A 13,821-nucleotide genomic window follows, 5' to 3' on the forward strand; every position below is an offset into this window, starting at 1 on the left:
ATTCTTAAAATCCGGGTGCTAACCCGTTAATCGCGGTCACGTGGCCATCTGAATACCTTACGGCGTCGTGACTGTCATGCATGCCCGTTTCAGCTGAAGTTGCTTCAGCTGCCCCCAGGCCGGCACCGAGACTGCGGCGGTACCATGGCGCAAGAAACCGCTTAAGGCGGTCCGATGAAGGGTTACCAAAAATGGCTTTTGGCGTGCCGATTTCTACGACCTTCCCTGCCTCCATGAATACGACGCGTGAAGAAACTTCCGCCGCAAAACTCATCTCGTGTGTGACCATTACCATCGTCATGCCATCCGCCGCCAAGCCTTTAATCACCTCAAGGACTTCCCCAACCAATTCCGGATCCAGGGCCGAGGTCGGTTCATCCAGCAGCATCACTTCCGGATCGACGGCCAAGGCGCGCGCGATGCCGACCCGTTGCTGTTGCCCTCCGCTAAGCTGGCACGGATAATTACCCGCTTTGACCCGCAACCCCACGCGCTCCAAGGCCTGTTCCGCCCGTGCTCGCGCATCGATTCGATTTAACCGGCGAGCCAGAATGAGTGGCGCCATCACGTTCTCAAGTGCGGTCATATGCGGCCACAGATTGAATTGTTGAAAGACCATTGCGAGCGGACTTCGAACAGAAGCCAACGTTCTGCGGCTCTGCAAGACCTTCTTTCCATTGTTGCCAACTTCGAAGCCAAGAATCCGTCCCTTGACGCTTACCTCGCCTTCGTCGTAATGCTCCAGAAAATTTATGCAGCGTAATGCCGTTGTTTTTCCAGAACCCGAGGGGCCGATCAAGGAGACGATTTCAGAGTGCTGCACCGCCAAATTGAAATCCTGCAAAACACGATGTGACCCATACAATTTCCCGACGCCACGCATTTCAATCATTGGTCCTGAGCTAGTCATATTCCCCCCCTTTGGCGAAGATTGATCCGTTGTTCGAATTGGCGCCCGATTTCGGAAACCACGTGGGTTAAAAACCAATAGGTAAGTGCGAGCAAGAGATATGGCTCCACATAAAGAAAGTTTTCGGCAACCAGGATTCCTGCCGTCATCGTCAGTTCGGGCACGGTGATAATCGACGCCACCGAAGACTCTTTGAGGATCAGAATGGCTTGATTGACGATCAGAGGAATGGCAAATCTCAAGGCTTGAGGCGCTTCGATATGCACGAAAATGGCGAGTGGCGAAACCCCCAGGCTGCACGCTGCTTCCGCCTGGCCACGGGGTATGGCACTCCAGGCCGAACGAAAGATCTCTGCGAAATAGGCACTGGCGTAAAGGGCGAGCCCGCCAATCGTCGCCTGTACCGCAGTCGGCGTGAACCCGACAGAGGGAAGCCCATAATAAATGACGAACAGTTGGGCCAAAAACGGCGTTCCTCGTATCACCCAGACGTACGACCCATAAGCCTTTTTCAAAAATCGTGGAAAAGCCCGATAAAGACCGTGAGCAAGGAATCCGAGTACCACGCCGCCAGCAATCGAACCAATGCTGATGCCGAGGGTGATCAGCGCAGCCGCGCCGAATTGCGGCACCATCGAAATGATGAAGTCAATATTCATGATTGCTGGCCTGTAGAAGAAAGCCGGGATTCAAGTACGCGACCTGCGACCTGAATCACCGATGTAAGCACCAGATAGACGACTGCCATCATTAAATACACCTCCAGCGGACGATAAGTCGTTCCGACCAGCTGACGTCCAACCCGCAACAGGTCAATCACAGCAATCACCGAAATCACCGCTGACCCTTTGATAACGTCGACGGTCTCCGAGACCAGCGAAGGCAACGTCATTCGGATAACTTGCGGGACCTGGATGCGCCCAAGAATCTGCAAGGGCGACAACCCCATGATTTGCGCAGCCTCGATTTGCCCACGTGGGATGGCCTGGAAACCACTCCGCAAGATCTCGGATTGGTACGCTGAAGTATTCAGCGCAAGAGCAATGATCCCGGCCAAGTAAGGATTGAGCTCGATGCCTGCGGCAGACGGCAGGTAGAACAGCATCAGCAACTGGACAAGCATCGGCGTTCCTCTAAAAAAGCTGACAAATACGGCCGCCAGCTTGTTTAGCATCATGAATCCGGAAAAACGCGCGACATAGATGGCAATCCCGCCAAAGAACCCGAGGACAATGGCAATCCCAGACACCAGCATCGTGGTGAAGGCACCTGAAGCGAGACTTGGCAGATAACCGGCAATGCGTTCAATAGTGAGCAGCGAAAGCATTTCTGTCTCCCGCTTACATCGTTGGCTCAGGTACGCGGTCTGATGGAACCGGCATCTCGAATCCAAACCACTTGAGCTGCAGTTCTTTCATCTTGCCGGTAGCATTTGCTTTGGCGATGCCATCGCTAAAGAATTTGACAAGTGACGCGCTGTCAGCGTCTTTTCTTCCTGCCCATGCATAATAGGATTTCGGTCCAATGGCTGGCAGCACGATGGCAAAGGTGTCTGGTCGCGATTTGATAATGCCGCCAAGATTCGACAGTGCCTGCGCTACGGCGTCAAGCCGACCGGCAGCGAGATCGGCGTATGCTTCATCCATGCTCACGTACTGTTTGATTTCCTTGACGCCCGGCTTACCGGATTCCTTCAGCTTATTGTCGTAGGCTTGCAAAGTTTTAAGCATTCCCGAGCCTGCCTGGGAACCCACAATGCGACCGCCGATATCTTCCGGTTTGCTTAGCGCGCCATCGTTTTTTCTGCGCAGGAGCGCGACGGTTGCGTCGGCGATGGGTAGCGTAAACGCGAATTTGTCGGCACGCTCTTTCGTAATGAACAGCGAAGTGATCGCCATGTCATATTTTTTCGCAGCCAGGCCGGGAAGTATGCCCTGGAACGGCAGGTCCATTTGGTGCAGCTTGACCGCAGGAAGGCCCGCCAGAATGTATCGCATCAGGTCTGGGCCATACCCCACGATTTTCCCGTCTTCTACGTACTCGAACGGCACATATGCTGCTTCTGTGGCGACAACGAGTTCCTTTTTCTGCTGCACGCCATCAAGCAGACCGGCGGCATGCACTGAAGGCAAATGCGCTGCGGCGGCGATTAATAAAACGCGAGCGATGCCAATGACGAAACACTTCGACTGAGTTTTCATATTTGTCTCCTTGATGGATGATTAAAATGGATGTTCAAAAAATCATTGGCATCGCTTGCGCAAATGGCCTGTTCAGCGTGCCAGGGATTTCTTCTCCTTACGGGCGTGGAAAATGAAACCGATACTATTTAGCAGAAGCTGAGCAGCAAGGATGGAAGTGACACCGCTCAAATCATAAGCAGGCGCAACTTCGACCAGATCCATCCCAACGATGTTTCCCCCGCCGCGCGTCACCAGCGCCTGGATAATTTCCAGCACTTCGTAGTACAGGAACCCGCCATGGCTGGGTGTACCGGTGCCCGGTGCGATCGATGGGTCGAAGCCGTCTATATCGATCGTTATGTAGTAGTTCTTCTCAACCGGGATCGCGTCCAGAATTGCCGCCACTCCCATTTTTCGAATTTGACGCACTGAAAAGATTTTTGACCCGGCGCAACGGGCGTCTTCATAGTCTTGATTGTTGGAGGAGGAAACATTGCGAATTCCGAGCTGCGTCATGCCGGTGATATGCGTCATTTCCGAAGCCCGGCGCAGCGGATTCCCATGGCCGTAACGTACGCCGTGACGTTCATCGACAAAGTCCAGATGCGCATCGAAATGAATGATGTGGATCGGGCCGACCGCATCGAATGCCTTGATTACCGGAGCGTGGATCGAGTGATCGCCGCCGAGCACTAATGGCATCGCTCCTGCCGCCAGAATCTTGCGGATCGCAAACTCAGTGTTGGCATGGCTTTTCACCATGTCGGTATGGACAATGTCCGCATCGCCGACATCGACCATCCGCACCTGATCCCGGGTCAGATAGAGCTTGTCGTCTTCGTGATCGTAAGCGCCGGCATGGCCAAACGAAAACAAGGTCGACGCTTCGCGAATGCCGCGCGGTCCGAAACGTGCGCCGGATCGCCATTGCGTCCCCATGTCATTGGGTACCCCGATCACTGCCACATCCGCATCAATCGCATTCCAGTCGATACAGGCCGGCGCCTTGGCAAACGTACAGTGTCCGACAAAAGGCAAGTCGAGACGGCCGCTTTGATAAGCATTATCAGTCATATATGCATCCTTTCTTTTGTAACTTGCTAGAGAGAGATTGCATATTAGGACGGCCCTAATACATTGTAAACGTAGAATCTTATGATGATTAAATCAGGATTATTGATGTATTATCGCGCTGTAAGTTCCTTGATCCGTGTAGCGAAAAAATGGGCGCGACACTCCTATGGCCTGTAGGAAATGATGCCTTCAATCACTTAACATTACGCATTGGAATAGCGACATATGAAAGTCAGCGACATCGATATCAAAAGTCTGAGAGTGTTTTGCGCGGTCGTCGAGAATAGCGGTTTTGTCGGCGCACAATCCGCGCTTTACGCCAGCCAGGCGTCGATCAGCACCCACATTAAACTCATCGAAGACCGACTCGGATTCCGCTTGTGCGAACGGGGTCGCAAAGGTTTTTTCCTGACGGACAAGGGACAGACGGCCTATGAGAAAGCCAAAGGTGTGTTACAGGAACTGGATAGCTTTGCGCGCGACATGGGCGAGCTTCTGGACCGCCTGACGGGAACGATTCGCATCGGCGTGGTGGACAGCACGATTACCAATCCGGATTTCGTGCTGGTCCGGGCATTGCGACGCTTTGGTGAACGTGTCAACGATGTGCAAATTCATCTGATTGTCGCCAGTCCCATCGAGTTGCAGCGTGAGCTGCTTTGCGGAAATCTTGACGTTGTGATCGGCCCCTTGCAACAGCGGGTGGAGGGCTTTTCCTACGACTCTGTCTATCGAGAGCGTCATGCGCTTTATTGCGGGCGGCAACATCCCCTGTATGGGCGTGCGAACGGAAAATTGCACCTTGCCGATGTGACCGGCCTGCCCTCGGTCTCCCGTTCCTATCTCGGACCGGACAATACAGTGCTGCACGAACTGCTGCGCCCTACCGCATTCGTTTCCAACATGGAGGCCCAGGCCATGCTGATCATGGCCGGCCATCATCTTGGCTATCTTCCAGAGCACTATGCCCGTGCGTGGGTAGAGCGCGACGATTTGCGCCTGCTGGCGATTCCCAGGACGGCACTGGAGTCCACATTCTTCCTGGTCGCACGAGAAAAACCGCATCGCCCGAAAGTGGTCGATGTCATGCTCGATGATTTTTACGCTGAACTGTCTGCACAGCGTGCTGTATAGCTGACCGGAGGCCTTTGTCGCGTTAATCGGTATGCGGTGGATATTAGGCGACCCAAAAAAACCCACTCAAATTCGAATGGGTAATCTGGGAGGCTCCCAGGGACGTCTCGCTACTGCCACTCATCGGCAAACCGACAAGGTAGTGCTTAGAACTGGTGAGTGATTGCTGCACGGATGGCAACTTGCCTGTCATTCTCCGAAGAACCGGCGGAACCGGGGATGGTGGCCTGATCGAGTGACGATCCAGTCGTATCGCCGCCGACCTTTTGGTAAACGCCTTGCAGATGAACGCCAGTCCGCTTGGAGAAGCTGTAATTCGCCATCAGACCAAAGGTCGACCATTTTGGTTTGGCATTGCCAACCGTTGTGTCGTACTTGGCTTGCGTGTAGGTATACATCGCGCCGGCGTAAAACGCTGGTGTGAAGTCATACTTGGCATTGATTTCGAAGTTCTGGAACCTGAGCGAATGCAATGTGCCGACGGCTGGTGCAAACGAGTTAATGTAAGCATTACCGCCCGTTGGATTGGTCAGATTAGTGTTGGTATATACGACCCCAAGCGTCGCCGCAGCGATCGCGTAGTTAATGCCTGCGCCGAAGATCTTTTGCTGGTCGGCCAGGAAGTTGGCATCAGTTGGCGTGATGGAACCGCTGGCAGTAGTACCGGTACGGCTCAGATTCATGTACGCCAGGCCAGCCGTCAATGGGCCGTTAGCATAGCTCGCACCCAGACTGTAGGTACGGTTCTTGGCGTTATCGCCGGCTGTTTCGCCGAAGCCATACAGGCCGCCGAACGTGAAGCCACCAAGCGTTGGGCTGGTGTACTTGACCGAGTTATTGATGCGGAACGAGTTATCGGTGTTGTCGTTATCCAGCGGATGCGAGAACAGCAAGCCAGACCAGTTGCCGTTCGCTGTCATTGGTGCGAGAAAATCGACCACGGAGTCATATTGACGACCCAGTGTGACAGTACCGGCAGTCGTGCTCGACAAACCGACCAGGGCCTGGCGTCCGAACATCAAGCCGCCTTGACCGAGCACGCCGGTATCGGCGTTAAAGCCGTTTTCAATCTGGAATAAAGCACTCAGGCCACCACCCAGGTCTTCGTTGCCTTTGAAGCCGAGACGGCTGCCTTGTGCGTAGCCGCTTTCCATTTGAACCGAACTTTTACCACCGACATTGTTGGTGTAGTTCATGCCCAAATCGATCACGCCATAAATGGTGACGTTGGTTTGTGCCTGCGCCATGCCGGCAATACCACTCAACAAACCTGCAACCAGAACCACTTTCTTCATGTATCACTCCCAAGGATTAGAAAAATCTATTTTTTATAAATACCGACTGCAACCGCACACTCCCCTTCAATTCCAGGTTTTTCTGACAGCGAACAGCTTCGCTGGACTACACACTGACATCGCGCGCCGGCGCATTCGTTCGCTGGCGCGTTTCCCAATTTTTGGCAAGACCGACTGCCGCAGCGGACGCGGGCAGGAGCTGACACCCCAGAACCAGATCGGCGGCTCGCTCGGCGAGCATGATGGTCGGCGCATTCAGGTTGCCATTCGGCTCGGTCGGAAACACCGAGGAGTCGATCACCCGCAAACCCTCGATGCCCCGCACGCGCAGGTCGGAATCGACCACTGCCATGTCGTCTTCGCCCATGCGGCAGGAACCGCAAGGATGCATGGTGCTTTCCATATTCTCGCGCACGAAGGCATCGATCTCCTCGTCAGTGCGCACCTGCGGCCCCGGCGAGATCTCATAGTCGCGGTAGGCATCCATTGCCGGCTGGCCGATGATTTCACGTGTCAAACGCACGCAGCGACGGAAGCCTTCGCGGTCTTCTTCGCGCTCCAGGTAGTTGAAAAGGAGCTCCGGATGCTCGTACGGGTCCGTGGAACGGACGCGTACATGACCGCGGCTCTTGGGCTTGTTGGGCCCGGTCAGGACCATGAAACCATGGCCCTTGATCGGTTTGTTGCCGTCGTAGCGCATCGCCGCGGGCAGGAAGTGGAACTGGATATCGGGCCAGCGCAGGCCGACCTCGGAGCGGATGAAACCGCCCGCTTCGAAGTGGTTGCTGGCGCCAAGGCCATCCTTGAACAGCAGCCAGCGCAGGCCGATCAGGAACTTGCCCAACAGATTCATCTTGCTGTTGAGCGTGATCGGCTGCTTGCACTTGAACTGGATGTAGATCTCAGAGTGATCCTGCAGGTTTTCGCCAACGCCGGGCAGCTCATGCTTGACCGCAATGCCGGCTTTGCGCAGCACTTCGGACGGCCCGATGCCGGACAACTGCAACAGGTGCGGCGAGCCGATCGGCCCGGTCGAGACCAGAACCTCGCGCTTACAGCGCACGGTGTGCGTCTGGCCGTCGCAATCGTAGACGATGCCGACGGCGCGCTTGCCCTCGAGCAGGATCTGACGCGTCATCGCGTGGGTGACGACGGTCAGATTCGGGCGGCTCATCGCCGGGCGCAGGTAGGCGTTGGCGGTGGACCAGCGCACGCCGTTCTTGACAGTCATGTGCATCGCGCCGAAGCCTTCCTGCATGTGGCCATTGCAGTCGTCGGTCTTGATGTAGCCGGCCTGCGCCCCTGCTTCCACCCAGGCGCCGTACAGCGGATTCTGCATATTGTTGCCGTTGTTGGTGCAGAGGGGCCCGTCTGTGCCGCGGTAATCGTCGCCGCCGAATTTGTAGTTTTCAGCACGTTTAAAGTACGGCAGGCAGTTGCGATAGCCCCAACCCTTGGCGCCAAGTTCCTCCCATTGGTCAAAGTCGGAGGCGTGACCGCGGATGTAGACCAGGCCGTTGATCGAAGAAGACCCTCCCAGCACCTTGCCGCGCGGACAGTTCAAACGGCGGCCGCCGAGATAGGGTTCCGGTTCGGTCTCGAAGCGCCAGTTATATTTCTTGGTATTCATCGGCATCGAGAACGCGCTCGGCATCTGAATGATCACGCTGCGGTCGCTGCCGCCGTATTCGAGCAGCAGCACCGAGATACTCGGGTCCTTGCTCAGGCGGTTGGCCAGCACGCAGCCGGCCGACCCGGCCCCGACGATGATGTAGTCGAATTGTTTGGTTGTCATGCTTATCTCCAGAAAATCGTTTCGCAGCGCAGGACACCCGGCCTACTTGTCCCCGGTGGTGTATTGCGGGGATGTCTTCTCGATGTGCCGGATCACGGCCTCTTCGCGTTGCAGGTCGATCGAGCGGCTGAACCAGTAGTACACGAGCCCCGATACGATCAGTCCGACGAGCCAGGCAACGTCGATGTTGCCGAGCGACTTGGCGAGCGGGCCGACGTAGACCTCGCGGTTTTCGCTGTCGAAGACGCAGAAGAACGGGACCATGGCGAAGAAGCCGATGGCATACGAGGCGATGCCGCGCAGGCCCCAGTTGCCGTAGATGTTGTCGTGCTGCATGAAGAAGTGCGGGATGGCGTAGCGGCCCTTGCGCACGAAGAAGTAGTCGGTCAGGTTGACTGCGGTCCATGGCACCAGGAAGTACAGCATGACAACCAGGTAGATGCCCAGCACCGACAGCCCCTTGCCCGAGCCCTGGATGCTCAGCGCCACGACCAGCTGCAGCAGGATCACGAAAGCGATCGCAAGGATGCGCGCCTTGCGCGTCGGCACGATGTGCTTGATGGAGTCGACGCTGGTCAGCGTGGTCAGCTGCGCGCTGTAGATGTTCATGGCGATGACAGGCAGGAAGGCCAGGATGGTCACGACGACGACGACCGTGCCGAAAAAGGGAGACACGGTGTTGCCGACCTGCTGCAGGGCGACCAGCACGTCGGTGGCGTGCAGATGATCGGCCAGCCAACCGCCCACGGCGATCATCCATGCACCGGACAGCGAGGCGCCCAGGAAGACGGCCGCGATCAGCTTCCCGCTTGAGGTGTTCTTGGGCAGGTAGCGTGAATAGTCGGAAACGTAGGGAGCGTAGGCGATGTTGTAGCTCGCCGCTGCGGCGAATTGTGCGATGAAGCCGATCCAGTTGAAGCCGAGAGGAGCCGGGGCGACTGCGCCGGGTGCGACCGGCGGCAACGGCGCATCGGGCACCCAGTGCAACAGGACCGCCAACGTCACGAAGCCGTAGAGCGGAATCGACAGGCACAGCGCCCATTTGAAGCTGCGGTGCATCCAGTCGTGGCCGAGGACCGCCAGAATGGTCGCCGGCACCGTCACGGCCAGTGCGACGACCGTGGGATTGAAGCCGAACAGCGTATGCAGGCCCTGCATCATCAAGACCAGGTTGACGATGTTGAAGCCGGCGAATACAAACAGCGTCGCCATCAGCACCAGAATCACGCCGCGATAGCCGAACTGCGCGCGCGACTGGATCATCTGCGGCAGCCCCAGGTGCGGCCCCTGCGAACCGTGGAAAGCCATGAACAGCGTGCCGAACATGATGCCAAGCGTACCTGCCAGTGTGGTCCAGAAGGAGGTCAGGCCAACGCTGGGACCGACGAAACCGATGGTCATCGTGAAGAAGGTGAAGTTGCCGAGGAACCAGAATGGGGCCTGGCTCGAGAGTTTGTCGGTGCGTTCGTGATGTGGAATGAAGTCAATCGAACGCGCTTCGACTGCAGACTTGTCGTCGCACAGCGATGCGCCGGGTGCGGCCGTGGTATTGGTTTGCATGATGTCTCCTGATTTTCATTGTTGATACTGATCGCATTGACGCAACACCAATTGACCTGGTGTTCGTCCGAATCTCTCTCTACCGGAGAGTCTTCGTTGCGCCGACGAGACCGCCCGCCGTGCACAGATAAACCGCCTATACCCCGCCGTGGCCGCTCGGCGCCTCTCTTATGGGCAGGCGCTGCCCTGGGACGGCTTTGCCGTTCCAATTTCAAAGACGCCGCTGGGGTCGTGGGGGGATATCTGAAAGTTCGCGATCAGGGCAAGGTGATCCAGACAGCCTTGGTTTCCATCAGGTAGTCGAGCTGTTCCGGGCCGAGATCCTTGCCAAAGCCTGACTCCTTGAAGCCTCCGAACGGCATCGAGGGGTCAATCGTGCTATGGGCGTTCACATACACCGAGCCCGCTCGCAGCCGTGGAATCATCCCGTGTACGCGGTTGAGGTCATTGGAATAGAGCGCCGCGGCGAGTCCGTAGGGCGAGTCGTTGGCCAGGGCCAGCGCCTCTTCGTCATCGTCGAAGGGCGCAGTCACAAGCACCGGGCCGAAAATTTCTTCCCGGACGATCCGCATATCGTTGCGGCAATAGGCGAAGATGGTCGGCTCGACGAAGTAGCCGGGCCCCTCGACGGGCCGGCCGCCGTAGACCAGTTCGGCACCCTCGCGCTTGCCGGTTTCGATGTATTCAGTCACCCGCTCCTTTTGCTGCGCCGAGACGAGCGGACTAATGAAACAGTCTGGATCGAGGCCTGGCGCAATCTTCAACGTCTGCGTGTAGGCAATCAGTTCGCGCAGGAACGCGTTATAGATGCTGCGATGGATGTAGGCCCGGGTGCCGGCATCACAGACCTGACCGGAGTTGAAGAACACCCCGTTGGCGACCGCCTTGGCGGCGGCCGGCAGGTCGGCATCGGCGAGCACTATCACCGGGGATTTTCCACCGAGCTCGAGAGTGAGCCGCTTCATCTGGTCTAGTGCAGCCCGCCCGACGGTGCGGCCGACCGGCGTCGAACCCGTGAAGGTGAGCTTGTCGATGCCAGGGTGCGTCGCCATCGCTGCTCCGACCACGCTGCCGCGCCCGGTCACGATATTAACCACGCCGTCCGGAATGCCCGCTTCCTGAACCAGTTCGGCGAAACGCAGGGCGGACAGAGAGGTCAGCTCGGCCGGCTTGACCACCACGGTGCAACCGGTTGCGAGTGCGGCACCGAGCTTCCACGCCATGGTCTGCAGCGGAAAATTCCAGGGCACGATGGCGCCGACCACACCCACCGGCTCCTTGCGCGTATACGCGAGGTAGTTGCCGGGCAACGATGGCTCGACGGTGCGCCCGTGGATCTTGGTGGGCCAGCCGGCGAAATAACGGAAGGTATCGACCGTGCCCTGGATATCGACGTCCCGCGCATTGGCGACCGACTTGCCCATGTCGATTGACTCGATCTCCGCCAACTCTACGGCGTGCGTTTCAATCAGGTCGGCCAGACGATGCAGCATTCGTTCGCGTTCGAGCGGCTTCACCAGGCGCCAGGCGCCACCGTCAAACTGTGCGCGGGCGGCTTGCACGGCGCGATCGAGATCGGCCGTGGTCGCCATCGGAATGCGAGTAATGAAACCCTCGGTCGACGGCTCGATCACATCGGAAGTTTGACCGTCACTGGCCTCGACCCAAGCGCCACCGATGAACATCTTTTGGGGCTTGGAGAGGAAGGCTTGGGTGGCCGCGGATACCCCGAATGTCTGCAAATAATGCTTAACGATTGTGTCCACTGTCATTCCTTCTGGCCGGCGGTTGCTGTCACATCTGCATCGATCGCATTCCAGTCGATACAGGCAGGCGCCTTGGCAAAGGTACAGAGTCCGACAATAAGCAAGTCGAGATGACCTTTTTCATAGACGTTAGCAGTCATATATGCATCCTTTTATTTGGTAACTTGCTAGAGGGAGATTGGATATTAGGATGCCCCTAATTTATTGTAAACGTAGAATCTTATGATGATTAAATCAGAAATATTGATGTATTAATGTCTCTGATATGACCTACTCCTGGTCGCATATCCGCCTGCCATGGGCTTGGAAGCGGCGGTGCTCGTCCTGCGGCACCAGCGAACCTCCGGTAGTCCAGATGATGTGCGTCGCGCATACGATTCTCCAGCGCGTGGCGACGCAGGTATTCATGACCGCAATCACTGCCGGTAAGCCAGACCGGCCCGCCTACGCCAGCCGCAGCCGAAGGCTCGAGCTCGATACACTCGGCCTGAGCCACTTGGAGCAGTTGGGCGTACAGCTGCCGGTCACTCACGGTAAACACGCCGGACAGTTGGGCCGCCATCAGCGGGCTCACCAGAGGGGAAGCCTGCCCCACAGCCAATCCATCGGCCTCGGTGCGATTGTCCAGGCCGATGTCATAGACCGATACCAAGGCGTTCTGCTGTGACGCCAGTTGCACCAGCATGCAGGGAGAAGCGACCGGCTCGGCGAAGAAGCAGTAAACGTGCTCGCCAAAGAGCGCCTTGAGGCCGAAGGTAATACCGCCGGGTGCGCCGCCGACGCCGCAGGGCAAATAGACGAAGAGCGGATGGCCGGCATCGACAGTGCGCCCCGCTGCTGCCAGTTGCATAGCGAGGTGCCGGGCTGCTGCGGCATAGCCGAGAAACAGCATGGGCGAACGTTCGTCGTCGACAAAATGGCTGTACGGAGCGGCCTGAGTCTGTGCTCGCCCGGCCGCCACCGCCGCCGCGTAATCGCCGTCGTGCTCGACCACCGGCACGCCGCGCCTGCGCAGGCGATCCTTTTTCCAGGTCTTGGCATCGGTTGACATGTGCACGACAGCCTTGAAGCCCAGTGCTGCAGCCAACACGCCGATGCTCAGGCCAAGGTTGCCGGTGCTGCCGACCGTTACCGTATGGCGTGCGAGCAGCGCGCGCGCCGGTTCGGACGCGAGCTGCCTCCGATCGCCATCGGGGTTAAGTACGCCATGGGCCACAGCTATGGACTCAGCCAGCGCCAGCACTTCATGAAAGCCGCCACGGGCACTGGTCCAGCTCATGCTGAGCCTCATTGCCAATGCCCTTAAATACCGCGGCAAGGAACCGCCACGCGTTTGGGTCTCCGCGGAGCGAAAGGGCGATGAGTGGATATTTGCGGTACGCGACAACGGCATCGGCATAGCCCAGAAGCATCACGAGAAGATTTTCGAGATATTTCAGCGATTACATGACCAGAAGGAATATCCGGGCACTGGAATCGGGCTCGCGGTCTGTCGCCGTGTGGTTCACCGCCATGGTGGGCGAATCTGGGTGGAGTCCGAACCCGGCCGCGGAAGCGTTTTCTATTTTACGATTGTGGAAGGAGTGGTGAAATCATTATGAACAAGAACCTGCTTACCAGTTGCCGGCCCGCAGAAGTCCTCCTCGTCGAAGACAACGACAACGACGCGGAGCTTACGAAAATCGGATTCCGGCGGGCGAAGCTCGCCGTTAATTTGCAGCATGTCGGTAACGGCGAGGAATGCATGGCGTTTCTGCGCAAGGAAGGCAAATATGCCGATGCACCGACACCCGACCTGATTCTGCTCGACTTGAACATGCCTCGCATGGGCGGCCTCGAAGTGCTGGAGGAGGTCGCGCGCGACGACCGCCTCAAGCACCTGCCGATCGTGGTGTTGACCTCGTCCGAAGCGGATAAGGATGTGCTCATGGCGTACCAACTGCGGTGCAACTCCTATATCGTCAAGCCGATCGACTTCGAAAATTTCGCAAAGGTGATTCAGTCGCTCACCGACTACTGGTTTACGGTCGTTGTTTTGCCCACGACGGCCAGTTCGCAGAGCAGCAGCTAACTAGCCGCAGCCCCCAACCTCCGCTCGCCCAAA

The 13,821-nt window shown here is 57.4% G+C and carries 13 protein-coding genes and 1 pseudogene; 3 read left to right on the forward strand and 11 right to left on the reverse strand.

The window, feature by feature from the left end:
- Positions 1-4: 4 nt before the first annotated feature.
- From AC3CHX_RS12365 to speB, 5 genes are all read right to left on the reverse strand, one after another.
- Positions 5-910 (reverse strand): amino acid ABC transporter ATP-binding protein, encoded by a 906-nt coding sequence (locus AC3CHX_RS12365; RefSeq protein ID WP_488644295.1) that lies wholly within the window; start codon positions 908-910, stop codon positions 5-7.
- Positions 907-1,569: an amino acid ABC transporter permease gene (locus AC3CHX_RS12370; RefSeq protein ID WP_488644296.1), complete on the reverse strand. Its 663-nt coding sequence runs from the start codon at positions 1,567-1,569 to the stop codon at positions 907-909. The genes AC3CHX_RS12365 and AC3CHX_RS12370 overlap by 4 nt, the downstream gene beginning before the upstream one ends.
- On the reverse strand, positions 1,566-2,237 hold the full coding sequence (locus AC3CHX_RS12375; RefSeq protein WP_488644297.1) for an amino acid ABC transporter permease: 672 nt from the start codon (positions 2,235-2,237) through the stop codon (positions 1,566-1,568). Before AC3CHX_RS12375 ends, AC3CHX_RS12370 begins: the two co-directional genes overlap by 4 nt.
- Before the next feature lie 13 nt (positions 2,238-2,250).
- On the reverse strand, positions 2,251-3,111 hold the full coding sequence (locus tag AC3CHX_RS12380) for a transporter substrate-binding domain-containing protein (protein WP_488644298.1): 861 nt from the start codon (positions 3,109-3,111) through the stop codon (positions 2,251-2,253).
- Positions 3,112-3,183: 72 nt separating this feature from the next.
- Positions 3,184-4,167, reverse strand: a complete 984-nt coding sequence (speB, locus tag AC3CHX_RS12385; RefSeq protein ID WP_488644299.1) for an agmatinase — start codon at positions 4,165-4,167, stop codon at positions 3,184-3,186.
- A gap of 225 nt (positions 4,168-4,392) precedes the next feature.
- Between speB and AC3CHX_RS12390 the strand changes: the two genes are divergently transcribed.
- Positions 4,393-5,301 (forward strand): LysR family transcriptional regulator, encoded by a 909-nt coding sequence (locus tag AC3CHX_RS12390; RefSeq protein WP_488644300.1) that lies wholly within the window; start codon positions 4,393-4,395, stop codon positions 5,299-5,301.
- 146 nt (positions 5,302-5,447) lie between these two features.
- Here AC3CHX_RS12390 and AC3CHX_RS12395 read toward each other — a convergent pair whose 3' ends face one another.
- From AC3CHX_RS12395 to dsdA, 6 genes and pseudogenes are all read right to left on the reverse strand, one after another.
- Positions 5,448-6,596, reverse strand: coding sequence for a porin (locus AC3CHX_RS12395; protein WP_488644301.1), 1,149 nt, complete (start codon positions 6,594-6,596; stop codon positions 5,448-5,450).
- Between the two features lie 106 nt (positions 6,597-6,702).
- Positions 6,703-8,391 carry a choline dehydrogenase gene (betA, locus tag AC3CHX_RS12400; protein WP_488644302.1) on the reverse strand — a complete coding sequence of 563 codons (1,689 nt, stop codon included), beginning with the start codon at positions 8,389-8,391 and terminating at the stop codon, positions 6,703-6,705.
- Positions 8,392-8,433: 42 nt separating this feature from the next.
- The gene (locus AC3CHX_RS12405; protein ID WP_488644303.1) at positions 8,434-9,951 is read right to left on the reverse strand and encodes a purine-cytosine permease family protein; all 1,518 of its coding nucleotides are present in this window, start codon (positions 9,949-9,951) and stop codon (positions 8,434-8,436) included.
- Positions 9,952-10,208: 257 nt separating this feature from the next.
- Positions 10,209-11,717, reverse strand: coding sequence for an aldehyde dehydrogenase family protein (locus tag AC3CHX_RS12410; RefSeq protein ID WP_488644304.1), 1,509 nt, complete (start codon positions 11,715-11,717; stop codon positions 10,209-10,211).
- A 2-nt stretch (positions 11,718-11,719) separates the two neighbouring features.
- Entirely contained in the window at positions 11,720-11,857 is a 138-nt protein-coding gene (locus AC3CHX_RS12415) for a hypothetical protein (protein WP_488644305.1), read from the reverse strand.
- Positions 11,858-11,987: 130 nt separating this feature from the next.
- Positions 11,988-13,110, reverse strand: a pseudogene (gene dsdA, locus AC3CHX_RS12420) (D-serine ammonia-lyase).
- Here dsdA and AC3CHX_RS12425 point away from each other — a divergent pair.
- Both AC3CHX_RS12425 and AC3CHX_RS12430 read left to right on the forward strand, forming a co-directional pair.
- Complete coding sequence (locus tag AC3CHX_RS12425; protein ID WP_488644306.1) at positions 12,995-13,318, forward strand: sensor histidine kinase; 324 nt, start codon at positions 12,995-12,997, stop codon at positions 13,316-13,318. The pseudogene dsdA and the gene AC3CHX_RS12425 overlap by 116 nt on opposite strands.
- Positions 13,315-13,788 (forward strand): response regulator, encoded by a 474-nt coding sequence (locus AC3CHX_RS12430; protein ID WP_488644307.1) that lies wholly within the window; start codon positions 13,315-13,317, stop codon positions 13,786-13,788. Before AC3CHX_RS12425 ends, AC3CHX_RS12430 begins: the two co-directional genes overlap by 4 nt.
- Positions 13,789-13,821 lie beyond the last annotated feature (33 nt).

The sequence above is a fragment of the Glaciimonas sp. OK215 genome (assembly GCF_057787885.1).

What these genes read in the sequence shown, in the direction of transcription:
- AC3CHX_RS12395 (WP_488644301.1), bottom strand. Translation starts at nt 6,596, where the DNA reads ATGAAGAAAGTGGTTCTGGTTGCAGGTTTGTTGAGTGGTATTGCCGGC.
- AC3CHX_RS12425 (WP_488644306.1), top strand. Translation starts at nt 12,995, where the DNA reads ATGCTGAGCCTCATTGCCAATGCCCTTAAATACCGCGGCAAGGAACCG.
- AC3CHX_RS12430 (WP_488644307.1), top strand. Translation starts at nt 13,315, where the DNA reads ATGAACAAGAACCTGCTTACCAGTTGCCGGCCCGCAGAAGTCCTCCTC.
- speB (WP_488644299.1), bottom strand. Translation starts at nt 4,167, where the DNA reads ATGACTGATAATGCTTATCAAAGCGGCCGTCTCGACTTGCCTTTTGTC.
- AC3CHX_RS12380 (WP_488644298.1), bottom strand. Translation starts at nt 3,111, where the DNA reads ATGAAAACTCAGTCGAAGTGTTTCGTCATTGGCATCGCTCGCGTTTTA.
- AC3CHX_RS12405 (WP_488644303.1), bottom strand. Translation starts at nt 9,951, where the DNA reads ATGCAAACCAATACCACGGCCGCACCCGGCGCATCGCTGTGCGACGAC.
- AC3CHX_RS12390 (WP_488644300.1), top strand. Translation starts at nt 4,393, where the DNA reads ATGAAAGTCAGCGACATCGATATCAAAAGTCTGAGAGTGTTTTGCGCG.
- AC3CHX_RS12415 (WP_488644305.1), bottom strand. Translation starts at nt 11,857, where the DNA reads ATGACTGCTAACGTCTATGAAAAAGGTCATCTCGACTTGCTTATTGTC.
- AC3CHX_RS12370 (WP_488644296.1), bottom strand. Translation starts at nt 1,569, where the DNA reads ATGAATATTGACTTCATCATTTCGATGGTGCCGCAATTCGGCGCGGCT.
- AC3CHX_RS12365 (WP_488644295.1), bottom strand. Translation starts at nt 910, where the DNA reads ATGACTAGCTCAGGACCAATGATTGAAATGCGTGGCGTCGGGAAATTG.
- betA (WP_488644302.1), bottom strand. Translation starts at nt 8,391, where the DNA reads ATGACAACCAAACAATTCGACTACATCATCGTCGGGGCCGGGTCGGCC.
- AC3CHX_RS12375 (WP_488644297.1), bottom strand. Translation starts at nt 2,237, where the DNA reads ATGCTTTCGCTGCTCACTATTGAACGCATTGCCGGTTATCTGCCAAGT.